This is a genomic window from Paramicrobacterium humi, from assembly GCF_900105715.1.
GTDB lineage: Bacteria > Actinomycetota > Actinomycetes > Actinomycetales > Microbacteriaceae > Paramicrobacterium > Paramicrobacterium humi.
Genome location: NZ_FNRY01000001.1, coordinates 2,017,412 through 2,040,021, shown reverse-complemented (window position 1 = coordinate 2,040,021; position 22,610 = coordinate 2,017,412). Strand labels below are relative to the sequence as shown.

Annotated in this window: 21 protein-coding genes, 1 tRNA gene and 1 other RNA gene; 14 read left to right on the top strand and 9 right to left on the bottom strand. The window is 70.4% G+C overall.

Annotated features, from left to right (window positions below):
• The first annotated feature begins 55 nt into the window (after nucleotides 1-55).
• From BLV49_RS10105 to BLV49_RS10080, 6 genes are read left to right on the top strand one after another with little or no spacing between them, the layout of a single operon-like run.
• Nucleotides 56-1,162: a ThiF family adenylyltransferase gene (locus tag BLV49_RS10105; protein ID WP_091183488.1), complete on the top strand. Its 1,107-nt coding sequence runs from the start codon at nucleotides 56-58 to the stop codon at nucleotides 1,160-1,162.
• Nucleotides 1,159-2,367, top strand: coding sequence for a molybdopterin molybdotransferase MoeA (locus BLV49_RS10100; protein ID WP_091187174.1), 1,209 nt, complete (start codon nucleotides 1,159-1,161; stop codon nucleotides 2,365-2,367). Before BLV49_RS10105 ends, BLV49_RS10100 begins: the two co-directional genes overlap by 4 nt.
• Entirely contained in the window at nucleotides 2,364-2,846 is a 483-nt protein-coding gene (gene moaC, locus BLV49_RS10095; RefSeq protein WP_091183483.1) for a cyclic pyranopterin monophosphate synthase MoaC, read from the top strand. Before BLV49_RS10100 ends, moaC begins: the two co-directional genes overlap by 4 nt.
• Nucleotides 2,843-3,499 carry a molybdenum cofactor guanylyltransferase gene (gene mobA / locus BLV49_RS10090; protein WP_091183481.1) on the top strand — a complete coding sequence of 219 codons (657 nt, stop codon included), beginning with the start codon at nucleotides 2,843-2,845 and terminating at the stop codon, nucleotides 3,497-3,499. Before moaC ends, mobA begins: the two co-directional genes overlap by 4 nt.
• On the top strand, nucleotides 3,492-3,734 hold the full coding sequence (locus BLV49_RS10085) for a DUF6457 domain-containing protein (protein ID WP_091183478.1): 243 nt from the start codon (nucleotides 3,492-3,494) through the stop codon (nucleotides 3,732-3,734). The genes mobA and BLV49_RS10085 overlap by 8 nt, the downstream gene beginning before the upstream one ends.
• Nucleotides 3,731-3,967 (top strand): MoaD/ThiS family protein, encoded by a 237-nt coding sequence (locus BLV49_RS10080; RefSeq protein ID WP_091183475.1) that lies wholly within the window; start codon nucleotides 3,731-3,733, stop codon nucleotides 3,965-3,967. Before BLV49_RS10085 ends, BLV49_RS10080 begins: the two co-directional genes overlap by 4 nt.
• An 18-nt stretch (nucleotides 3,968-3,985) precedes the next feature.
• Here BLV49_RS10080 and BLV49_RS10075 read toward each other — a convergent pair whose 3' ends face one another.
• The 4 genes from BLV49_RS10075 to BLV49_RS10060 form a co-directional block, all read right to left on the bottom strand.
• The gene (locus BLV49_RS10075; RefSeq protein ID WP_091183473.1) at nucleotides 3,986-5,014 is read right to left on the bottom strand and encodes an isopenicillin N synthase family dioxygenase; all 1,029 of its coding nucleotides are present in this window, start codon (nucleotides 5,012-5,014) and stop codon (nucleotides 3,986-3,988) included.
• A gap of 103 nt (nucleotides 5,015-5,117) precedes the next feature.
• Complete coding sequence (gene moaA, locus BLV49_RS10070; protein ID WP_091183470.1) at nucleotides 5,118-6,131, bottom strand: GTP 3',8-cyclase MoaA; 1,014 nt, start codon at nucleotides 6,129-6,131, stop codon at nucleotides 5,118-5,120.
• Nucleotides 6,121-6,555 (bottom strand): molybdenum cofactor biosynthesis protein MoaE, encoded by a 435-nt coding sequence (locus BLV49_RS10065; protein ID WP_091183468.1) that lies wholly within the window; start codon nucleotides 6,553-6,555, stop codon nucleotides 6,121-6,123. Before BLV49_RS10065 ends, moaA begins: the two co-directional genes overlap by 11 nt.
• Nucleotides 6,552-7,037 (bottom strand): MogA/MoaB family molybdenum cofactor biosynthesis protein, encoded by a 486-nt coding sequence (locus BLV49_RS10060; RefSeq protein WP_091183465.1) that lies wholly within the window; start codon nucleotides 7,035-7,037, stop codon nucleotides 6,552-6,554. The genes BLV49_RS10065 and BLV49_RS10060 overlap by 4 nt, the downstream gene beginning before the upstream one ends.
• A gap of 255 nt (nucleotides 7,038-7,292) precedes the next feature.
• On the opposite strand from BLV49_RS10060, the gene BLV49_RS10055 reads away from it, so the two are divergent.
• The 5 genes from BLV49_RS10055 to narI are packed head-to-tail and all read left to right on the top strand — an operon-like array spanning nucleotide 7,293 to nucleotide 15,526.
• The gene (locus tag BLV49_RS10055) at nucleotides 7,293-8,621 is read left to right on the top strand and encodes an MFS transporter (protein WP_245723608.1); all 1,329 of its coding nucleotides are present in this window, start codon (nucleotides 7,293-7,295) and stop codon (nucleotides 8,619-8,621) included.
• A gap of 53 nt (nucleotides 8,622-8,674) precedes the next feature.
• A complete protein-coding gene (locus tag BLV49_RS10050; protein WP_091183462.1) occupies nucleotides 8,675-12,442 on the top strand; it encodes a nitrate reductase subunit alpha in 3,768 nt (1,255 codons plus the stop codon).
• Nucleotides 12,442-14,091 carry a nitrate reductase subunit beta gene (narH, locus tag BLV49_RS10045; protein ID WP_091183460.1) on the top strand — a complete coding sequence of 550 codons (1,650 nt, stop codon included), beginning with the start codon at nucleotides 12,442-12,444 and terminating at the stop codon, nucleotides 14,089-14,091. Before BLV49_RS10050 ends, narH begins: the two co-directional genes overlap by 1 nt.
• The gene (gene narJ, locus BLV49_RS10040) at nucleotides 14,088-14,768 is read left to right on the top strand and encodes a nitrate reductase molybdenum cofactor assembly chaperone (RefSeq protein ID WP_091183458.1); all 681 of its coding nucleotides are present in this window, start codon (nucleotides 14,088-14,090) and stop codon (nucleotides 14,766-14,768) included. The genes narH and narJ overlap by 4 nt, the downstream gene beginning before the upstream one ends.
• Nucleotides 14,765-15,526, top strand: coding sequence for a respiratory nitrate reductase subunit gamma (narI, locus tag BLV49_RS10035; protein WP_091183455.1), 762 nt, complete (start codon nucleotides 14,765-14,767; stop codon nucleotides 15,524-15,526). Before narJ ends, narI begins: the two co-directional genes overlap by 4 nt.
• A gap of 77 nt (nucleotides 15,527-15,603) precedes the next feature.
• Here the strand turns inward: narI and ffs are convergent.
• Nucleotides 15,604-15,700, bottom strand: an RNA gene (gene ffs, locus BLV49_RS10030) — signal recognition particle sRNA small type.
• Nucleotides 15,701-15,804: 104 nt separating this feature from the next.
• Here ffs and BLV49_RS10025 point away from each other — a divergent pair.
• Both BLV49_RS10025 and BLV49_RS10020 read left to right on the top strand, forming a co-directional pair.
• Nucleotides 15,805-15,892: transfer RNA gene (locus BLV49_RS10025), tRNA-Ser, on the top strand.
• 189 nt (nucleotides 15,893-16,081) lie between these two features.
• Complete coding sequence (locus BLV49_RS10020) at nucleotides 16,082-16,636, top strand: hypothetical protein (protein WP_091183452.1); 555 nt, start codon at nucleotides 16,082-16,084, stop codon at nucleotides 16,634-16,636.
• 1 nt (nucleotide 16,637) lies between these two features.
• On the opposite strand, the gene BLV49_RS10015 is transcribed toward BLV49_RS10020, so the two are convergent.
• Complete coding sequence (locus BLV49_RS10015; protein ID WP_091183449.1) at nucleotides 16,638-17,228, bottom strand: GNAT family N-acetyltransferase; 591 nt, start codon at nucleotides 17,226-17,228, stop codon at nucleotides 16,638-16,640.
• Nucleotides 17,229-17,286: 58 nt separating this feature from the next.
• On the opposite strand from BLV49_RS10015, the gene BLV49_RS10010 reads away from it, so the two are divergent.
• Complete coding sequence (locus BLV49_RS10010) at nucleotides 17,287-18,117, top strand: aminoglycoside phosphotransferase family protein (protein WP_091183446.1); 831 nt, start codon at nucleotides 17,287-17,289, stop codon at nucleotides 18,115-18,117.
• A gap of 135 nt (nucleotides 18,118-18,252) precedes the next feature.
• Here the strand turns inward: BLV49_RS10010 and BLV49_RS10005 are convergent, their stop codons facing one another.
• Genes BLV49_RS10005 through BLV49_RS09995 form a run of 3 tightly spaced genes read right to left on the bottom strand, consistent with a single transcriptional unit; the run spans nucleotide 18,253 to nucleotide 22,572 of the window.
• On the bottom strand, nucleotides 18,253-19,518 hold the full coding sequence (locus tag BLV49_RS10005; protein ID WP_342706625.1) for an FAD-binding protein: 1,266 nt from the start codon (nucleotides 19,516-19,518) through the stop codon (nucleotides 18,253-18,255).
• Complete coding sequence (locus tag BLV49_RS10000) at nucleotides 19,508-20,230, bottom strand: phosphatase PAP2 family protein (protein WP_091183443.1); 723 nt, start codon at nucleotides 20,228-20,230, stop codon at nucleotides 19,508-19,510. Before BLV49_RS10000 ends, BLV49_RS10005 begins: the two co-directional genes overlap by 11 nt.
• A gap of 32 nt (nucleotides 20,231-20,262) precedes the next feature.
• Nucleotides 20,263-22,572: a beta-xylosidase/alpha-l-arabinosidase gene (locus tag BLV49_RS09995; RefSeq protein ID WP_091183441.1), complete on the bottom strand. Its 2,310-nt coding sequence runs from the start codon at nucleotides 22,570-22,572 to the stop codon at nucleotides 20,263-20,265.
• Between the last annotated feature and the right edge of the window lie 38 nt (nucleotides 22,573-22,610).

Below are 22,610 nucleotides of genomic sequence, written 5' to 3'. Positions count from 1 at the left end.
AATAGTCACGACGACGAGGGACCCACGGAAGCGCGCTGCGCGCTAGCGTGGGAGCATGGCTCTTCCTCCCCTCGTGGACCCCGTCGCGGAGCTTCCCGCCGACGAGCTCGTGCGCGCCGCCCGGCAGCTCAAGCTGCCCGAGCTCGGCGAGCTCGCGCAGCGCCGCCTGTTCGCCGCGAAGGTCGGCGTTCTCGGCGCGGGAGGCCTCGGCTCCCCCGTGCTGCTCTATCTCGCGTCGGCCGGCGTCGGCACGATCGGCATCGTCGACGACGACACCGTCGACATCACCAACCTGCAGCGGCAGGTCATCTTCGGCACCGCCGACGTCGGGCAGCCGAAGGCGACGGTCGCCGCGCGCCGCATCCGCGAGCTCTCCCCGCACACCCGCGTGATCGAGCACCGCGAGCGGCTCACGCCAGCCAACGCCGAGACGATGCTCGGCGGCTACGACCTCATCATCGACGGCAGCGACAGCTTCGACACCCGCTACGCCGTCGCCGACGCGTGCGCCGCGATCGGCGTCCCGCTCGTCTGGGGATCCGTGCTGCGCTTCGACGCCCAGGCCACCGTGTTCTGGTCGAAACCGCCGGCCGGCCCCGCCGTCACGCTGCGCGACGTGTTCCCCACACCGCCCGCTGCCGGCGAGGTCCCCTCCTGTGCGGAGGCCGGCGTGCTCGGCGCCCTCTGCGGCCAGCTCGGCGGCATCCTCGCGGCCGAGGCCGTCAAGCTCATCTGCGGCGCCGGCGACAGCCTGCTCGGCCGCATGCTCGTGCTCGACGCCCTGAGCATGCGCATGCGGGAGGTGCCTCTCGCCCCCACGACGAGACGGGTTCCGGATGCCGCTCCCGCCTCGCCCGGCAGGCCCGCCGTGTCTCGCATCGGGGTCGACGAGCTCGACGCGCTTTCCGGCGCGACGCTTCTCGACGTGCGCGAACCGCACGAGTTCGCGCGCGGCAGCATCCCCGGCGCCGTGTCGCTTCCCCTGTCCGGGGTGCTGGGCGACCCGGCATCCGTCACCGTCGACGGCACGCTCGTGGTGTTCTGCCAAGAGGGACCGCGCGCCCGCGCCGCCGCCCGCGCCCTCGCCGCCGCGCATCCGGGCGCCGACATCCGCGTGCTCGACGGCGGCTACGCCGAATGGTCGTCGAGGAGCCGGGCATGATCCCCATCCAGCAGCACCGCGACCGCATCCTCGCCGCCGCGACCGAGCTGCCGACCGAGCGCGTCCCCCTCGCCGACGCGCTCGGCCTCGTGCTCGCCGAGCAGGTCGTGAGCCGATTCGCCGTCCCGCTGTTCGACAACTCGGCCATGGACGGCTACGCCGTCAGGCGAGCGGATGCCGCCGAGGGCGCCCGCCTGCGGGTCGTCGCCGATGTGCCCGCCGGCTCCGCGCTCGATCCCGCGCTCGGCGCCGGCGAGGCCGCGCGCATCATGACGGGCGCTCCCGTCCCCTCCGACGCCGACGCGATCGTGCCGCTTGAGGCCACCGACCTCGGCACCGCGATCAGCACGGCCCCGCCCGAGTGGATCATTGTGACGGCCGAGCCGAAGCCAGGCGCGCACATCCGCCACGCGGCCGAGGACTCCCCCGCCGGCACGGTCACGGTCGAGGCGGGCACGAAGCTCGGCGCATGGCAGCTGTCGGCGATCGCCTCCGCCGGCCACGACACGGTCGCGGTCGTCCGCCGGCCGCGCGTGGCCGTGATCTCCACCGGCTCCGAGCTCGTCGCCCCCTCGGCCACGCCGGGGCGCGGGCAGATCCCCGAATCGAACTCCGTGCTCCTGGGCGCCGCGCTGCGCGACGCGGGAGCGCTCGTCACGCACACGCTCACCGTGCCCGACGATGAGGACGAGCTGCGTCGCGTGCTCGAGACGGCGACGGCCGACTCCGACGCCGTCGTGCTCTCGGGCGGCGCGAGCGTGGGCGCGTTCGACGTCGTGAAGGCGGTGCTGGGCCCCCTGGCATCCGTCGACTTCGACGCCGTCGCGATGCAGCCGGGCAAACCGCAGGGCTTCGGCACGGCCGCGTCGGGGGCGCTGCTGTTCTGCCTGCCCGGGAATCCCGTGAGCGTCGCCGTGTCGTTCGAGATGTTCGTGCGGCCCGCGCTGCGCGCCATGGCCGGGCACGCCGACATCGACCGGCCGCTCATCACGCGCACGGCCGGCGCAAGCTGGACGACGCCGCCGAACCGCACGCAAGTGCTGCCCGTCGTATTCAACGACCAGATCGCGCAGCCGGCGTCCGCGGGCGGGAGCGGCTCGCACCTCGTGAGCTCGCTCGCCGACGCCGAGGGCTTCGCGATCGTGCCCGCCGACATCGAGCGCGTCGCCGAGGGCGATGCCGTGACGGTGATGGTGCTCTCATGACGGATGCCGCCCAGCCCTTCACCCACCTCGACGCCGCCGGCAACGCGCGCATGGTCGACGTGACCGAGAAGACTCCGACCGTGCGCAGCGCGACCGCGCGGGCGTTCGTGCGGGCGGCGCCGCACATCATCGCGGCGCTGCGCGGCGGCAGCGTGCCGAAGGGCGACGTGCTCGCGGTCGCGCGCATCGCAGGCATCCAGGCCGCCAAGCGCACGCCCGAGCTGCTGCCCCTCGCGCACGTGATCGGCGTGCACGGCGCGGCCGTCGACCTCGAGATCGTCGACGACGGGGTCGCGATCGAGGCCACCGTGCGCACGGCCGATCGCACGGGCGTCGAGATGGAGGCTCTCACGGCCGCGAGCGTCGCGGCGCTCACCGTGATCGACATGGTCAAGGGCCTCGACAAGTCCGTGTCGATCGAACGCGTCGAGCTGCTGCGCAAGACGGGCGGCAAGAGCGGCGACTGGGCGCGGCCATGACCGCGGCGATCGTGCTCGGCGGCGGGCGCGCGTCCCGGCTCGGCGGGGCCGACAAGGCCTCCGTCGAGGTCGACGGGCGGATGCTGCTCGACCACGTGCTCGCGGCTGTCGCCGACTGCTCCCCCGTCGTCGTCGCGGGCCCGGCGCACCTCGCCCGACCGGGCGTCACGGTCGTGCGCGAGGATCCGCCGTACGGCGGCCCCGTTGCCGGGCTCGCCGCCGCTCTTGGCGCGCTCGGGGCTAATTTCTGCAGAACGCCGCGACACGCCGCACGTGGTGCCCTCGACACGGCGCGCCGCGACGATCTGCAGAAAAACGCGGCGGCGGAAGAGACGTGGCTGCTCGCGTGCGACCTGCCGCGCGCGGCCGACATCGTCGCGCTGCTTCGCCCCGTGCCGATCCCCGACGAGGCCGACGCCGTGATCCTCGCCGACGCGGACGGCCGGCCGCAGTGGCTCGCGGGCCGCTACCGCACGGCCGCGCTGCGCACGGCGCTCGCGGCGCTGCCCACCCCGCACGACGCGTCGATGAGGCGCCTCGTCGGCGGCATCCGCACCGTCCTGGTGCCCGACGCGCACGGCGCCGCCGTCGACCTTGATACCTGGGCGGCCATCGACCACTATCGAAGCACGAGAAGGGAACCCCATGCCTGACACACCTGAGGACCTCGACGCCTGGGTCGCCGAGCTGGCTCCCGCGCTCGGGCTCGACCCCGCCGACGTGCCGACGGGCCTGCTGCTCGATCTCACGCGCGACGCCGCGCACGGCATCACGCGCCCCGCCGGTCCGCTCACGACCTACCTCGTCGGCCTCGCCGTCGCGAAGGGCATGACACCGGATGCCGCCGCCGCGACGACCCGCGAGCTCATCGAGCGGAGGCAGTCGTGAGGATCCGCTACTTCGCCGGCGCCGCCGACGCGGCCGGGCGCGAGGAAGGCAGCCTCGCCGGCCCGATCACGCTCGGCGCGCTGCGCACGGCGCTCACGGCCGAGCACGGCGCCGAGTTCGCGCGCGTGCTCGGCCGCTGCTCGCTTCTCGTCGACGGCAGCCGTCTCACCGACGACGACACGGTTCCGGATGCCGCGACGGTCGACGTGCTGCCGCCCTTCGCCGGCGGGTAGCGCGGCGCGCGCGCCCTTCTACTGCGCGGCGCGTGCCGCGAGCAGGTCGGCGTGGTGCACCTCGGCCACGTTCGGGTGGGCGCGCAGCCGGTAGCGCAGCGCGTTGTCGCCGTACGTGTCGAGGATGGGGCTGTTCGTCGGATCGACCGAGAGTCCGCGCGCCTCCGCGGCGAGCTCGGGGCTGAGCGGAAGCTGCGGCATGACGGTGTCGAGCTTCGGGTTGAAGAAGAACGGGATCGAGATGCGATCGGTGCCGATGATCGGCGAGATCACGCGGTGCAGCGTCGCCTTGAGGTAGCCGCCCGTCGCGAGCTCGAACATCTCGCCGATGTTGACGACGAACGCGCCGGACACGGAGGGCGCCTCGATCCACTCCCCCTCGTGCTCGACCTGCAGCCCGCCCTTCCCGGGCTCCACGAGCAGGAGCGTGAGCACGCCGCCGTCGCGGTGGGCGCCGACGCCCTGCTTGGGCTCGGGGTTCGACTCGCCGGGGTAGCGCACGATCTTGAGCAGCGAGAACGGGTCCTCGGCGAACGCCTCGTCGAACACGTCGTCGGGCGCGCCGAGCGCTTGCGCCCACGTGCGCAGCAGGCGAAGCGCGACGGCGCCGAGCTCGTTCATCCAGCGCGTCGCGACCTGCTGCAGCTCGGGCAGCTGCTCGGGCCACAGGTTCGGCCCCTCGAGCCGCCAGTAGTCGGCGGCGCCCTCGGCCGTCACGGCATCCCGTTCGACGCCGATATCGATCTGCTCACGCCAGTCGACGTCGCCGTGGGTCAGCTCGCCGCCGACGCGCGTGTAGCCGCGGAACTGAGCGCTGCCCGTGTTCTCGATCGCGAGCTTCTGCTCCTCGGGCAGGTCGAAGAAGCGGCGCGAGACCGCGAGCACCTCGTCGATGAGGTCCTGCGGCACGCCGTGCCCGACGAGGTAGAAGAAGCCGACGTCGTGCGTCACCTGACGCAGTTCGGCGCGGAACGCGTCGGCCTCGTCGGGGCCGGCGTCGAGTCGGGACAGGTCAAGGATGGGAAGCGAGTCGAGTGAGGAAGTCATGTCCCGATCCTCACACTGTGCCGGCCCGCATCGGTCGAGTGTTACGGATGCCGCGTCACACGGCTTGGCTAGCGCACCGCGCCGTCACATTACGCCGCATGACTCAGCCGCCGATCGCCGACATCGGGCGGTCGGGCTGCAGGAACCCGGGATCGTCGATGCCGTGCCCGGCGCGCTTGCCCTCGATGTTCTGCCGCAGCATCCGGGCGATGTCCTCGTCGCTTCCGCCGGCGCGCAGCAGCCCGAGCAGGTCGGACTCCTCGCGGGCGAACAGGCAATTGCGCAGCTGACCGTCGGCCGTAAGCCGAACGCGGTCGCAGGCTCCGCAGAACGGCGCGGTGACCGAGGCGATGACGCCCACCGTCGTCGGACCGCCGTCGACGAGGAACAGCTGCGCGGGGCTCGAGCCGCGCTCGCCCACTTCCTCGAGCGTGAACTCGGCCGAGAGCTTCTCGAGGATCTCCTCACCCTGCACCATCTTCACGCGCGACCAGATGTGGCCCGCGTCGAGCGGCATCTGCTCGATGAAGCGCAGCTCCGCGTCGTGAGCCTTCGCGAAGCGCAGCAGGTCGCAGAACTCGTCGTCGTTGACATCGCGCATCGCGACCGTGTTGAGCTTGAGCGGGCGAAGACCGGAGGCGCGAGCGGCCTCGATTCCCGCGAAGACGTCCTCGATCTTGTCGCGGCGGGTGAGCTCGGCGAAGCGGTCGGGCCGCACGGTGTCGAGGCTGATGTTGAGCCGCTCGAGGCCGGCGTCGACGAGGTCGTCCATGAGCCGGTCGAGGCGGATGCCGTTCGTCGTCATCGAGACCCGCAGCGGGCCGCGCTCCCCCTCGATTCGCGCGAGGCGGCGCACGACGTCGACGACGTCGGGCCGCAAGAGCGGTTCGCCGCCCGTGAGCCGGGTCTCGACGATGCCGAGGCGAGCGAGCACGCGGGCGACGCGTTCGATCTCGTCGGTCGTGAGCAGGTTCTGCTTCGCGAGCCACGGAACGCCCTCAGCGGGCATGCAGTACGTGCAGCGCAGGTTGCACTTGTCGGTGAGCGAGATGCGCAGGTCGCGGTGCACGCGGCCGAACCGGTCGACGAGCGGGCCCTCGAACGGATCAGTGCTCACGAGCCAGCCTCCCCAGGCCGACCCACGACGAGGACCCGTCGCTCTCGACCTGCTTCTTCCACACCGGGAGCTCCGCCTTCACGCGTTCCACGAGCGCGCGGCTCACGTCGAAGGCATCAGCCCGGTGCACCGACGATACCGCGGCGACGATGGCAAGGCCACCCACGTCGAGCGATCCGACCCGATGGCTCACCGCGATGCGCAGTCCCGGTCCGTCGAGTCCGGCCGCGATCTCGGCGAGGATCCGCTCGGCGTCGGGGTGCGCGGAGTAGTCGAGTCGCACGACGCGGCCGGCGGCATCCGGATCGTTGTCCCGCACGGTCCCCACGAACAGGGCCGTCGCACCCTGCTCGGGCGCCGCGACAGCATCGAGGTGCGCGGCGGGATCGAGGTCGGCGTCGCTGACGCGCGCGAAGGCGATCACGAGTGGTCACCACCGTCCAGCTGCGCGACGACGTGGGCGGCGACCCCGAGGACGACCGGAATGCCGTCGCGGACGGCGCCGGGCGAGCCGGCGAGGTTGACGATGAGCGCGTCGCCGCAGATGCCGGCGATGCCGCGCGAGAGCAGAGCCTGCGGCAGCTTCTCGGCGCCGACGCGACGGATCTGCTCGGCGATGCCGGGCAGGCGCAGGCGCAGGAGCGGCGCCGTGGCCTCGGGCGTCACGTCGCGCGCCCCGATGCCCGTGCCACCGGTCGTCACGACGAGCCGGGCGCCGGCGTCGATGGCCGAGCGGATGCCGCCCGCGATGGCGTCCTGCTCGTCGGGCACGACGGTGACGCTCGTCGTCCAGCCGGCGGCGCCGAGCAGCTCCGCGGCGAGCGGACCCGAGGCGTCTGCGTAGGTTCCGGCCGCCGCGCGGTCGGAGACGGTGATGACGGCGGCCTGGTCCGTTGGGCGGCTCATACCGACAGTGTAGGCGATGGCGGCGAGATTTCTACGACTCGTAGAAAACGGGAGGATTCCCGATTAAACACGGTCGCGCGCCCCCTCGAAAGCGTTCTACGAGCTGTAGAAATTAGCGTAACGAGGCCTCGAATACGAGTCGGGGCCACGCCGAGTTAGCCTGTCCTGCCCCACTGGTAGTGCGCTAGGCTCCCGACAAGGCAGCCCGATCGGGAGGGACGGTCGGGCTCGGCGTATACCGTCAAGGGAGGCGCTGTGGACGCAAAGGCCGACATCGGGGGAGTTTCCGCTGGCCTGAAATCCGACCTGTCGAACTGGAACCCGGAGAACCCGGAGACCTGGGACAGCAAGCTCGCGTGGCGCACGCTGTGGATCACGACGTACACGATGATCCTCGCGTTCGCGACGTGGTATCTCGTGAGCGCCATCGCGCCGCGGCTCAACGACATCGGGTACGACCTCACCGACCAGCAGTTGTACTGGCTCGTCGCGCTTCCCGGTCTCGCGGGCGGGCTCATCCGCCTCGTGTTCATGTTCCTGCCGCCGATCCTCGGCACGCGCACGCTCGTGACACTGTCGGCGCTGCTGCTCGTGCTGCCCATGCTCGGCTGGACGTTCGCGGTGCGCGACCCCACGATTCCGTTCTGGTTCCTCATGACGCTCTCGTTCAGCGCGGGCGTCGGCGGCGGCAGCTTCAGCGGCCTCATGGCCTCCACGAGCTACTTCTTCCCGAAGCGGCTCTCGGGCACCGCGCTCGGCCTGCAGGCCGGCATCGGCAACTTCGGCATCGGCGTCGTGCAGCTGCTCGTGCCGTGGGTCGTCGGGTTCGGCCTCCTCGGCACCGCCGCGCTCACGCCGCAGTCGCAGACCGACGGCACGCTCGTCTGGCTGCACAACGGCGGCCTCGTCCTCATCCCCTGGGTGCTGCTCGCCGCGGTCGCCGCGATCGTCTTCCTGCGTCGCGTGCCCGTGACCGCGAACTTCCGACAGCAGCTCGACATCTTCCGCCTCAAGCACACGTGGATCATGTCGGCCCTCTACCTCATGTCCTTCGGAGCCTTCTCCGGCCTCGCCGCGCAGACGGGCCTCATCATCCGCAACGTCTACGGCGGCTTCGAGAACGCCCCGAACCCGCTCGCGTGGGCCTGGATCGGCCCGCTGCTCGGTGCCGGCATCCGCGCCGCGTGCGGTCCCCTGTGCGACAAGTGGGGCGGCGCGATCTTCACCTTCATCGGCGGTCTCGGCATGACCCTCGGAACCGTCGTCACCGCCTTCTTCCTCACTCCGACGAGCGTGAACCAGTTCTGGGGCTTCCTCACCGGGATGATGATCATCTTCTTCTTCTCCGGCTTCGCCAACGCCGGAACCTTCAAACAGATGCCGATGATCTTCACGAAGGTGCAGGCGGGCGGCACGATCGGCTGGACGGCATCCATCGGCGCTTTCGGCCCGTTCCTGGTCGGAATGGCGCTCTCGGTCATGAGCCCGCTCGCGTTCTTCATCGTGTGCGCGATCTGGTGCGCCGTGTGCTCGTGGCTGGCCTGGTGGTATTACACACGGCCGAACGCGGAGAAGCCGAGCTGAGAATTCGCGAGGATGAAGAGTTCGCGGAAGTAGAACATCGAAAGGACAGTGGGATGGCGAAACGTAATCGGGGCACGACGCTCAGCCGCACCGACTCGGGTGCACGAACGGACGGGCCGCTCGCCGACTCCCTCGTGAGTCTCGGCCGGTACCTGCGGCCGGGCGAAGTGTCCGATGACTTGCGCTCCGTCTACCTCAAGGGCGGCCGCGCGGGCGACTCCTTCTACCGCGACCGCTGGTCGCACGACAAGGTCGTGCGCTCCACCCACGGCGTCAACTGCACGGGCTCGTGCTCGTGGAAGGTGTACGTCAAGGACGGCATCATCACGTGGGAGACGCAGCAGACCGACTATCCGACCGTCGGGCCGGACTCTCCCGAGTACGAGCCGCGCGGCTGCCCCCGCGGCGCCGCGTTCAGCTGGTACACCTACTCCCCCACGCGCGTGCGCTACCCCTACATCCGCGCGTCGCTGCTGCAGATGTACCGCGAGGCGAAGGCTCGGCTCGGCGACCCCGTCGAGGCGTGGGCGGATATCACCTCCGACCCCGAGCGTGCGCGCACGTACAAGTCGGCACGCGGCAAGGGCGGCCTCGTCCGCGCCGACTGGAGCGAGGCGATCGAGATCGTCGCCGCCGCGCACGTGCACACCGTGAAGGAGTACGGGCCCGACCGCGTCGCCGGCTTCTCCCCGATCCCCGCGATGTCGATGGTGTCCCACGGCGTCGGCGCGCGATTCATCAACCTGCTCGGCGGAACCATGCAGTCGTTCTACGACTGGTACGCGGACCTCCCCGTCGCGAGCCCGCAGGTGTTCGGCGACCAGACCGACGTGCCCGAGTCTGCCGACTGGTTCAACTCCTCGTACCTCATGATGTGGGGTTCGAACGTCCCCGTGACACGCACCCCTGACGCGCACTTCATGACGGAGGCGCGCTACCGCGGCCAGAAGGTCATCACGGTCTCCCCCGACTACGCCGACAACTCGAAGTTCGCCGACGAGTGGCTCGCCCCGCACCCGGGAACCGATGGCGCCCTCGCCATGGCCATGGGCCACGTCATCCTGCGCGAGTTCCTCGTCGATCGCCGCACCCCGTACTTCGCCGAGTACCTCAAGCGCTACGCCGACGCGCCGTACCTCGTCGCTCTCGACGAGCGTGAGGACGCATTCGTGCCCGGCAAGTTCGTCACCGCCTCCGACCTCGGCGGTGCGGATGCCGCCACGGCGAACCCCGAGTTCAAGACGGTTCTTCTCGACAAGGACGGCACTCCCGTCGTGCCGAACGGTTCGCTCGGGCACCGGTTCGCCAAGGAGGACGAGGGCAAGTGGAACCTCGACCTCGGCGACGTCGACCCGCTGCTGTCGATCCTCGACTCCCCCTCGTGGGGCGGCCAGACCGCCGCCATCGACCTCCCGCGCTTCGACGTGACGCCCGAGGCCGGCGAGGAGCAGGAGGGCGGCACGGGCGTCATCCGCCGCGGCGTGCCCGTCATGACCGTCGCCGGCAAGACGGTGACCACGGTCTTCGACCTCCTCCTCGCGCAGTACGGCGTCGGCCGCGACGGCCTGCCCGGAACGTGGCCGACCGGCTACGACGACCCCACGTCGCCGGGAACACCCGCGTGGCAGGAGGAGATCACGTCGGTTCCCGCCGAGCAGGTGGCCCGCATCGGCCGCGAGTTCGCCGACAACGCGGAGCGAAGCGGCGGCCGTTCCATGATCATCATGGGCGCCGGAACGAACCACTGGTTCCACTCCGACACGATCTACCGCACCTTCCTGACCCTCACGACCATCACCGGCTGCCAGGGCGTCAACGGCGGCGGCTGGGCGCACTACGTCGGCCAGGAGAAGGTCCGCCCGCTCACCGGGTACAACCAGTACCAGCTCGCCGCCGACTGGGTGCGACCCGCCCGCAACATGATCGGCACCGCATTCTGGTACCTCGCGACCGACCAGTGGCGCTACGACGGCCTGCCCGCCGACCAGCTCGCCTCTCCCCTCGCGCGGGGCATGTTCGAAGGCCGCACGACGGCCGACTGCCTCGTCGAGTCGGCGAAGCGCGGCTGGATGCCGAGCTACCCCACGTTCGACAAGAGCCCGCTCAACATCGTCGACGAGGCGCGCGCGAAGGGCGTCGAGCCGCAGCAGTACGTCATCGACAGCCTCACCGACGGCAGCCTGCGCTTCGCGTGCGAAGACCCGGACTCCCCCGAGAACTTCCCGCGCGTGCTCAACGTGTGGCGCAGCAACCTCCTCGGCTCGTCCGGCAAGGGCAACGAGTACTTCCTCAAGCACTTGCTCGGAACGGATGCCGCGGTGCGCGCCCCCGAGTCGGAGGGAGACCGCCGGCCGAGCACCATGACGTGGCACGAGGAGGCTCCGGAGGGCAAGCTCGACCTGCTCGTCACCTCCGACTTCCGCATGACGAGCACGACGCTGTTCTCCGACGTCGTGCTGCCCACGGCGACGTGGTACGAGAAGTACGATCTGTCCTCGACCGACATGCACCCGTTCGTGCACTCGTTCAACCCGGCGATCCAGCCGCCGTGGCAGACGCGCTCCGACTTCGACATCTTCCAGACGATCGCGAAGCGCTTCAGCGAGCTCGCCGCCACCCACCTCGGTGTGCGGGAGGATCTCATCGCCGCGCCGCTCACGCACGACACGGCCGACGCGATGGCGACGCCGCACGGCACCGTCGAGGATGACCTGCCTCTCGTGCCGGGCGTCACGATGCCGAAGCTCATCGTCGTCGAGCGCGACTACCCGAACCTCGCCAACCAGATGACCGCGCTCGGCCCGCTCACGGCGAAGGCCGGCATGGTCACGAAGGGCATCACCTACGACCCGACGCCGGAGATCGAGCGCCTCGCGCGCAGCAACGGCGTCGTCGCGGCCGGCCCCTACGCCGGTCAGGTCCGCCTCGACACCGACGTGCGCGCGTGCGAGCTGATCCTCGCCCTCTCGGGAACGACGAACGGCCGCCTCGCCGTGCAGGGCTTCAAGTCGCTCGAGAAGCACACCGGCCAGTCGATGGCGGAGCTCGCCGCCGGCAACGAGGACAACCGCGTGACCTTCCCCGACGTGCAGTCCCGGCCGGTCCCCGTCATCACGTCGCCGGAGTGGTCGGGCAGCGAGCACGGCGGCCGCCGCTACACGGCGTTCGCGATCAACGTCGAGCACAAGAAGCCGTGGCACACGCTCACTGGGCGCATGCACTTCTACCTCGACCACGACTGGATGCTCGAGCTCGGCGAGTCGATGCCGATCTACCGGCCGCCGCTCGACCTGTATCGCCTATACGGCGACGCGAAGGTCGGCTCGACGAAGCCGACCGGCGCCGCAGGCTCCGAGGGGCATGCGGAGGTCGCGGTGCGCTACCTCACGCCGCACTCGAAGTGGTCGATCCACTCGGAGTACCAGGACAACCTGTTCATGCTCTCGCTCAGTCGCGGCGGCCCCACGATCTGGATGTCGCCACAGGATGCCGCGAAGATCGGCGTGCGCGACAACGAGTGGATCGAGGCGTACAACCGCAACGGCGTCGTCGTCGCCCGCGCGAACGTGTCGCACCGCATGCCCGAGGGCACGGTGTACATGTACCACGCGAAGGACCGAACGGTCGATGTGCCGAAGGCCGAGACGAGCGGGCTGCGCGGCGGCATCCACAACTCGCTCACGCGCGTTCTGCTCAAGCCGAGCCACCTGATCGGCGGCTACGGTCAGCTGTCGTTCGCGTTCAACTACCTCGGACCCACAGGAAACCAGAGAGACGAAGTGACGGTTATCCGCCGCCGCAGCCAGGAGGTCGAATACTGATGCGAGTCATGGCCCAGATGTCGATGGTGATGAACATCGACAAGTGCATCGGATGCCACACGTGCTCCGTCACCTGCAAGCAGGCGTGGACGAACCGCACCGGCATGGAGTACGTGTGGTTCAACAACGTCGAGACCAAGCCCGGCCTCGGCTACCCGCGCACCTACGAGGACCAGGAGAAGTGGGGCGGCGGCTGGGTTCGCACGAAGCGCGGGCGGCTCAAGCTGCGCGCCGGCGGTCGCCTGCAGAAGCTCGCGAACATCTTCTACAACCCGAAGCTGCCCGAGATCGAGGACTACTACGAGCCGTGGACGTATGACTACGACATGCTGCTCAACGCCCCGGCCGGCGAGCACACGCCCGTCGCGAAGCCGAAGTCGCTGCTCACGGGCAACGACATGAAGATCGGCTGGTCGGCGAACTGGGACGACAACCTGGGCGGCTCGACCGAGACGGCGGCGGAGGACCCGATCCTCAAGCACATGAGCGACCACGTCTCGATGGAGTTCGAGCAGGCGTTCATGTTCTACCTGCCGCGCATCTGCGAGCACTGCCTCAACCCCTCCTGCATGGCGTCATGCCCGTCGGGCGCGATCTACAAGCGCTCCGAGGACGGCATCGTGCTCGTCGACCAGGACCAGTGCCGCGGCTGGCGCATGTGCGTCTCGGGCTGCCCGTACAAGAAGATGTACTTCAACCACAAGACCGGCAAGGCCGAGAAGTGCACGCTATGCTACCCGCGCATCGAGGTCGGCCTGCCGACCGTCTGCTCCGAGACGTGCGTCGGCCGACTGCGGTACCTCGGCCTCGTGCTGTACGACGCCGACGGCGTGCTCGCCGCGGCATCCGTCGAGGACGAGAAGGACCTGCTCGACGCACAGCGCGACATCATCCTCGACCCGCACGACCCCGCGATCATCGAGGCCGCCCGCGCCGAGGGCATCCCCGAGGACTGGATCGAGGCGGCGCAGAACAGCCCGATCTACAAGCTCATCAAGGAGTACAAGGTCGCGCTGCCGCTGCACCCCGAGTACCGCACGATGCCGATGGTCTGGTACATCCCGCCACTGTCGCCCGTCGTCGACGTCGTCGCGGGAAGCGGCAACGACGGCGAGGACGTGCGCAACCTGTTCGCCGCGATCGACAAGCTCCGCATCCCCATGGAGTACCTCGCCGGGCTGTTCAGCGCCGGCGACCTCGGCCCGGTCACCGAGTCGCTGCAGAAGCTCGCGGCGATGCGCTCGTACATGCGCAACATCAACCTCGGCGAGGAGCGCGACGAGTCGATCGCGGAGGCGATCGGCATGACGGGCACCGAGGTCGAGGCGATGTACCGGCTGCTCGCGATCGCGAAGTACGAGGACCGCTACGTCATCCCGCAGGCGCACTCGGAGCAGGCGCGGGAGCTCGACGAGCTCGCGTGCTCGCTCGACTACGAGGGCGGCCCGGGCATGGGCGGCGCGGGCCCGCTCGGCCTCTCGAGCGGCCACGGCCCGCAGCCGGTGTCGGTGGAGAACTTCCACGTGCTGAAGGACCGGCAGACCGCCGACCGGCCGTCCACGCCGGGCCGCGTGAACCTGCTGAACTGGGACGGCAACGGCACCCCGACAGGCATGTTCCCGCCGAAAGACAGGAACGACGAGTCATGAGCCCGGTCAGGCCGCTTCCCGAGCCGGTCGCGCCGCTGCCGCTCAGCGATGACCAGCGGCGCATCGCGCACATGGCGGCATCCATTCTGCTCGACTATCCCGACGAGCTGCGCCTGTCGCACTGGCCCGCTGTCGCCGAGGCGGCGGCGCACCTGCCGGCGCCGCTCGCGGAGCGGTTCGCGCGATTCTTCGCCGAGACGACGGATGCCGCTCCCGAGCAGCTGCAGCGGGGCTACGTCGAGACGTTCGACCTCAAGCGCAAGTGCGCGATGTACCTCACCTACTACGCGGCCGGCGACACGCGCCGACGCGGCATGGCGCTCGTGCGCTTCATCGAGGCGTACCGCGCGGTCGGCTGGACGCCCTCGGAGGAGGAGCTGCCCGACTTCCTGCCCGAGGTTCTCGAGTTCTCGGCGGCATCCGCCTCCCCCGTCGCCGTCGACCTGCTCGCCGCGCACCGCGACGGCATCGAAGTGCTGCGCGCGGCACTCACGGGGTACCGCAGCCCCTACGTGCACCTGATCGAGGCGGTAGCGGCATCCCTCCCGGCGATTTCCAACGAGGTCAGGGAGCGCTATCTGAGCCTCGTCAACGACGGACCGCCCACCGAGACCGTCGGCCTGACGTTCCTCGGCAACCTGAAACCGTTCTCCGCACGCGAGGAGGCCCGCGCATGAACGCGCTCGACTTCGTCCTCTGGGTGGCGCTGCCGTACGCGGGCATCGCCGTGTTCATCGTGGGGCACCTGTGGCGCTACCGCTACGACAAGTTCGGCTGGACGACGCGTTCGAGCGAGGTCTACGAGAGCCGGTTGCTGCGCATCGGCTCGCCCATGTTCCACTTCGGCATCCTGCTCGTGCTCGGCGGCCACGTCGTCGGACTGCTCGTGCCCGCCGAGTGGCTGTACGCGATCGGCATCGACGAGCACATGTACCACTGGGGCGCGACGGTGCTCGGCACGGCGGCCGCGGCGATGCTCGTGTTCGGCCTCGCCGTGCTCATCTACCGGCGCCGCACGGTCGGCACGGTGTTCCTCGCGACGACGGTCATGGACAAGATCATGTACGTCTTCCTCGCCGCGACGATCCTGCTCGGCACGAGCGCGACCGTCGTGCACCAGATCGCCGGCGGCGGCTACGACTACCGCGAGACGGTGTCGCCGTGGGTGCGCAGCATCATCCTGTTCCAGCCCGACCCTACACTCATGCTCGACGTGCCCGTGCTGTTCCAGCTGCACGCGATCTGCGCGACGCTGCTGTTCATCCTGTGGCCGTTCACGCGCCTCGTGCACGTGTTCTCGGCGCCGATCGGCTACCTGTTCCGGCCATACATCGTGTACCGCTCGCGCGACGAGCACCGCGGCTCCCGCTCGGTGCGCCGCGGCTGGGAGGGCTCGACCCTGCCCGAGAAGACGCCGCAGCAGCGCCGGTTCTGACGCACTGCCTCTTTGCGGGCGGTTCGGCTTCGGTCGGGCCGCCCGCGTCTCTGCGTGGGCCGCGACGAGCGGACAAAGAAAAGGACCCCTCGCGCACCCGCCAGAGCCCGGTTACCCTTGCTACGTTTCCGTCCTGGGGGAGTTGGCCTGGATGGCGCCACGCGAGGAGCCACCATCCATTGTACAGATTCCGGATGCCGCCCGGCGCACGCCCCTGTGTCAGCAGCGGCCCTCGCTCTCGGGTAGGATAGCCAAGGCCCGTCGGGAACGACGGCCGAGGAGAATTCGCCTAGTGGCCTATGGCGCACGCTTGGAAAGCGTGTTGGGTTAACGCCCTCGGGGGTTCGAATCCCCCATTCTCCGCCAATTTCTGGCCTCGTGCGCGGCAGCCTTCGCTCCGCTCCGTCCGGCTGCTCGCGCGTCCCCCCAAGGGCGTGCCCGACGTGTCGGCGGCAGATGGCAGACTGTCTACCGGACGGAGACGCGGGGGGCGTGTCCGCCAAAGAGAGGACGGCGACGTCGATGATTTCGTACGAAGATGTACGTGGAGGACCGATGGGGGAAACGGCCGACGCATCCACGTCGATGACGGTGCATGTGCGACGATCCGTGCTGTGGCAGGGCATTGGGGTGTCCGTCGCGCTCGCGGTGCCGACCCTCGTGACGCTGTACTGGCTCGCCATTCCGGCCGGCGCGTTCTGGTGGGTGTTCGGCGCGCAGACGCTCTTCCTCGTGGTCGGCATCGTCGTGCTCGTCCGCTACTTCCGCGCGCGCATCCGCGTGACGGCTGACACGCTCGAGGAGGTCAGCTTCTTCGGCGCCACCCGCCGCACGCCCACCGAGACGATCGGCCGTGCGATCGTGATGTCACTCCGGCGCAACGCGTCGATGCCGCCGACGATGCAGATGTTCGTTCTCGATTCCGAGGGCAGGCTCGTGCTGCGCATGCGCGGCGAGTACTGGAGCGATGACGACATCAACGCCATTGCCGAGCGGCTCGTGACCGTGCCGATCGAGCACATTCAGGGCACCGTCCCGCTCGACGAGCTGCAGCGCACGAACCCCGACATGCTCTACTGGTTCGAACGGCTCCCGCAGCGCAGCCGCTGACTCAGAGGCGCAGACCGAACGTGACGCCGCCGCCGCGCTCGAGCACCTTCATGCCGAGCCGCTCGTAGAACGCGAGCGCACCCGTGTTGGAGGCGCCCGCCGTCAAGTGCAGTCCCGGCACCCCTCGGGCGCGCAGCGCATCCGCGAGCGTGTCCACGAGGCGCCGCCCGAAGCCCTGTCCCTGCGTCTCGGGCAGCAAGTCGATGTGCAAGTGCGCCGGATACGCGTCCACCGCGGGCACCAGCATCCGATCGGCGTTCGCTCCCGTCGCCACGAGCTCACGCTCCCCCGGTTCCTCCTCCGGTGACGCCGGGTACTTCCCCTCGACCGACGGCCACCACGTGTCGGCGTACCAGCGCACGAACGCGCGCGTGTCCGAGGTCGCGATCACGTAGCCGATCGCGCGATCGCCGCGATCGACGACGAACGCGAGCCCGGGCTCGAACTCGAGGTACGGCCCCGCGTAGATGTCGGGCAGCAGGTCGGGTCGTGAGTACCGGCCGGTCGCGTCCCGGCCGCTGTCGCCGGTGCGCACGCAGATGTCGTAGACGGCGTCGCGGTCGGCAGGTCGATAGGGGCGGATGCTGCTCACGCTCGCAGTCTACGGCGCGCTCCCCCGCTCGGGCGGAGCCGCTCGCTACAGTGGGCACATGACGGGGCTCTCGCGTGCGCGATCGCTCGCTGCGCACCGCCGACGGTGGACGCTGACGCCGGACGGCGAGGTCGTCGAGACCCCGTCGTCGTGGCTGCAGCCGGTGCTGAGGACCGACGGGGCGCGCGCGATGCTGAAGGTCGCCCGTATCGCCGAGGAGGCGCGCGGCGGACGCGTGCTCGCGTGGTTCGCCGGCTTCGGTGCCGCACCGGTGCTCGAGCACGACGACACCGCGGTGCTGCTCGAACGGGCGCGCGGCGTCCGGAGCCTCGCGGGGCTGAGCGCGACGGGTCACGACGACGAGGCCACCGCGATCCTGTGCGACACCGTGCTGCGGCTGCATGCGGCATCCGTCTCTCGCCCGCTTCCCGGCGACCTCATCCCCCTCGACAGGTGGTTCAGGGAGCTGCTCGCGCGCGTGGACGATCGGGGATTCCTCGGCCGAGCGGCGGGCATCGCCCGCGAGCTATTCGAGGGCGCGCGGGAGCCGATCGCGCTGCACGGGGACGTGCACCACGGCAACGTTCTCGACTTCGGCGAGCACGGCTGGCTCGCCATCGACCCCAAGGGGCTGCACGGCGACCGCGTCTTCGACTTCGCGAACATCCTGTGCAATCCTGAGCCGGTGGCGGCGGTTCCGCTGCTGGATCGCCGCGTGGCGCTCATCGGCGAGCGCGCCGGCATCGACCGGGAGTCGCTGCTGGCCTGGACGATCGCGTGGAGCGGCCTCAGCGCCGTCTGGGCGGAGAGCTCCGACCCGGCCAGGGCGCACGGCGTGCGTCGCATCGGCGAGGTCGCGGCGTCGCAGCTGGCTCGCACGGCGGGATGATTCTTAGGCGAAGGCTCGTTCGTTCGTGGCAATGTGCTCACAGAGGAGCCCGACGTGGACACTTTGCCACAAATGAGATGACTCGGGGCGACGTTCGGATCAGCAAGATCAGGCGGATCAGCCGACTCAGACAGCTCAGCCCTCGTCGCCGAAGACCGCGTCGAGGAACCGGTTGCGGAACACGTGCTGCGGATCGTAGCGGTCGGCGAGCGCCCGGAAGTCGTCGAGCCGCGGGTACGCCTCGCGCAGGGCGACGGCGTCGGCCATGAACAGCTTGCCCCAGTGCGGGCGGGCGGCGAGCGGCAGCAGTCGCTGCTCGAGGTCGACGAGCAGCCGCTCCACCTCCGCCTGCCGCGACTGCCAGGTGAAGTGCAGGCCGACGACGTCCTGCCGGTACGCGGGGCTCAGCCACAGCTCATCGGCCGCGACCGTGCGGATCTCGTTCACGAGCAGCAGCGGCGCGATCTGCGCCGAGAGCTCGCGCACGTGGCGCAGCGCCTCGACGGCGCGATCGCGCGGCACGAGGTACTCGGTCTGCAGCTCGTCGCCGTTGGAGGGCGTGAAGTCGAGGCGGAAGTGCGGCAGTCGGTCGATCCAGGCGCCCGCCTCGCCGAGCTGCGTCGTGCAGATGTCGCCCGGCAGACCGGGGAGGGGGTGCCGGGCGATTGTCGCGGGACGTGCGCCGAGGAGGGTCGCGGGCACGCCCGTGGCGGCATCCGCTCGTCTCTTGAGCCAGGCCATGTCGATCGTGTCAGGGTCCCGCCAGGTGGTGAAAAGGCTCACGCTGTATGCCGCGCCCGTGACGGCGTCGAGGTTCTCGAGCGCGTTCTGAAGCGGCAGCTGCTCGAACACGTGCTGGGCGACGTGGAAGCTCGGCTCGATGTCGAGCGTGACGCGCGTGACGATGCCGAGGGCGCCGAGGGAGACGACGGCGCCGTCGAAGTCCGCGTCGCCGCGGCGCAGGGTCACGACCTCGCCGGCCGCAGTCACGAACTCGAGGCCCGCGACGGCGGCGGCGAGGGAGCGCACGCCATCGCCCGAGCCGTGGGTTCCCGTGGCGATCGCGCCGGCGACCGAGATGTGCGGGAGCGAGGCGAGGTTGGCGAGCGCCCAGCCGGCCGCCTCGAGCTCGCGGCCGAGCTCGCCGTAGCGCACGCCCGCGCCGACCGTGACGGTGCGCGCCGTCTCGTCGATGACGGGGGCGTCGGTCAGGCGCGCTGTGGAGAGCAGGAGGCCAGGGGTGTCCGCGATCGTGTTGAACGAGTGCCGCGTGCCCACGGCGCGCGCACGGCTCGCGGCGGCGAGAGCGAGTCGCACCTCGTCGACGTTCGCCGGGGAGACGAGCCGTTCGGCGGTGAAGGCGAGGTTGCCCGCCCAGTTTCGTCCGATCTCAGCGATCACGCGGTTTCCTTCTCTTTTCGTCGGGCGCCGCGGTCGCGGCGGAGGTTCGGGGGCGCGCCGGCAGCCGGTGCCGTTCACGGAACAGCCGGTCGGCGAACGGCGCGCCGATGATGAGGGCGACGCACACGCCGATGAGCACGCCGCCGATCGTGTCGGTGAGCCAGTGCGCACCGAGGTAGGTGCGCGTGAACGCCATGAGAGCGACGCCCGCGGCGCCGGCGAGCCATACGAGCACGCGCGGGAACAGCACGCCGAGCACGAGCGCTACCGTCGCGGCGTTCGCCGTGTGACCCGACGGGAACGAGCCGAAGTCGCTCGTGACGAGCATGTCCTCGGGTCGTTCCCGGCCGATGAGATGCTTGACGAGCTGCACGACTCCCGCGCTCGCGGCGATCGCGAGCAGCCAGTACAGCGCGGCGAACGGCCGCTTGACGATGAGCAGAGCGGCGACGCCGAGGAGCGGGATGACCCAGACCGCGACGGGACCGCCGCCGAGCTGATTCATCACGTTGCTGACGATGTCGAGGAATCCGGTCGGGTCTTCGCGCACTTCCACCGCCCACTCGGTGTCCACGCTGAACGGGCCCTGCCGCAGCCATACGAGCAGTCCGAGAACCGCCACGAGGACCGCCGCGATGATGCCCGAGATGAGCGGCCAGCGACGGGAGATGCGGCGCGTGGCCAAACGGGCTTCCTCACGCGTGCGGTACATTCCTCCATCCTGCCATCGCCCGGCGCGCCCGGTTACAGTGCGACGGCCGCGACGACCGATACGCCGACAAGGCGCTCGTCGTGCACCCCCACAGCGACGGTGTCGCCCGTTATCTCGAGGCGCGTCTCGGTCTCCCGCTTGTCGCACGAGGGTCCGACCCAGAGTTGGATGCCGCCAGGCTCGATCACGCGGCGAAGCGAACGGTCGGAGAAGGCGAGCCGCGACGTCGGCACGCGGAACTCGACGGCGGCCGATTCTCCGGGTTCGAGGTCCACGCGAGCGTAGCCGAGCAATTGCGCGACAGGGCGCGTGACGCTCGCGAACTCGTCGTGCGCGTACAGCTGCACGACGTCGGCGCCCGCGCGCTCTCCCGTGTTTCGCACGGTGACGCTCACCCCGAACGTGCCGCCCGCGGGAACCTCGACGGCGTCGACAGCGAGGTCCGAGTGCTCGAACGTCGTGTAGGAGAGTCCATGCCCGAACGGCAGCACGGGAGTGGTGTTTGTCGCGGTGATCTCTGAGTTGCCGCCGAGGATCGGGTGCAGATACGAGTACGGCTGCGCCCCGGCCGAGCGCGGCAGCGAGACGGGAAGCCGCCCGGAGGGCGTCACTCGACCCGAGAGGATGCCGGCGATCGCGCCGGCCCCCTCTTCGCCGGGGAAGAAGGCCTGCACGACAGCGCGTGGCGCGTGCTCGCCCTCGATCGCCCAGCCGATGGCGTAGGGCCGGCCGGTGACGAGCACGAGCACGACGGGCGTCCCGGTCGCGACGACCGCCTCGACGAGCTCGCGCTGCACTCCCGGCAGCTCGAGGCTCTCGGCATCGTTTCCCTCACCGACGGTTCCGCGTCCGAACAGGCCCGCACGGTCGCCCGCGACGATGATCGCGACGTCGGACTCACGCGCGGCGGCGACGGCTGCCGGGATGCCCGAGCGGTCATCGCCGTCGACGGCGCAGCCGGCGACCTGGCTGATCTCGGCGAGCGGCCACTCGGCGCGCAGCGACTCGGCGAGCGTCGGGATCTCGACGCCGAGCGGCACGTCGGGGTGGTGCGCGAGCACGTGGTTGGCGAACGAGTAGCAGCCCATGAGCGCGTCGCGGGAGTCCGCGTTCGGGCCGATCAGCGCGATGCGCCGCGACCGGGGGTCGCCCTCTGGAAGCGGCAGAGTGCCGTCGTTGCTGAGCAGCACGACCGACTCCTCCGCGAGCTCGCGCGCGACCGCGCGGTGCTCGGGCGAGTCGAGGTCGACGGGCTCGGGCTCGAACGCGAAGTCCTCCTCGAGCAGACCGAGATCCTCCTTCTGCGCGAGCAGCCGGAGCACGGCCGTGTCGATGAGCGCTTCGTCGGCGAGACCCGCACGCACGCGCGCCGCGAGCGGTTCGAGATAGGCGTCGCCGGTCGGCAGCTCGACGTCGATGCCCGCGGTCAGCGCGAGCTGGGCCGCTTCGCCGTCGTCGGCGGCGATCGCGTGCATCATGTGCAGGAACGCGACGGCGAAGTAGTCCGAGACCACGACGCCGTCGAAGCCCCATTCTCCGCGCAGCAGCTCGGTGAGGTAGGCCGGATCGGCGCCGACGGGGACGCCGTCGATCTCGGCGTACGAGTTCATGACCGAGCGCACGCCGCCGTCGCGCACGGCCATCTCGAACGGCGGGAGCAGCACGTCCGCGATCTCGCGCGGCCCCGCGTGCACGGGAGCGTGGTTGCGTCCGGCCTGCGAGGCTGAGTAGCCGACGAAGTGCTTGAGGGTCGCGTGCACGCCTTCCGCTTGGAGGCCGCGCACGTATGCGGTGCCGATGGTTCCGACGACGTACGGGTCCTCGGCGATGCACTCGTCGACGCGACCCCACCGCGGATCGCGGATGACGTCGAGCACGGGCGCGAGTCCCTGGTGGATGCCGAGGGAGCGCATCGACGAGCCGATGAGCCCCGCCATGCGCTCAACGAGCTGCGGGTCGAAGGAGGCGCCCCAGGCAAGTGGTGTCGGGAACGCGGCGGCCTTCCAGGCGGCGAGTCCCGTGAGGCACTCCTCGTGCACGATCGCGGGGATGCCGAGCCGGGTCTGCGTGCGCAGGCGACGCTGCTCCCTGGCGAGCCAGGCAGCGCGCTCGGCGGGATCGACCGGGCGGGTGCCGTACACGCGCGTCAGGTGCCCGATGCCGTGCCGCGTCGCTTCCTCGTACTTCGTCGAGGTCGCCATCTCGCCCGCGAGAGGGGCGACGACTTCTCCGCCCTGGTCGACCCAGAAGCCGACGATCTGGGCGAGCTTCTCCTCGAGGGTCATGCGCGCGTGCAAGTCCCGCACGCGGGCCGAGTACTGCGGCAGGCCGGAGCGATCCATGTGTTTCTCTTCTCTGCGATGATGCGAACTGCGGACGC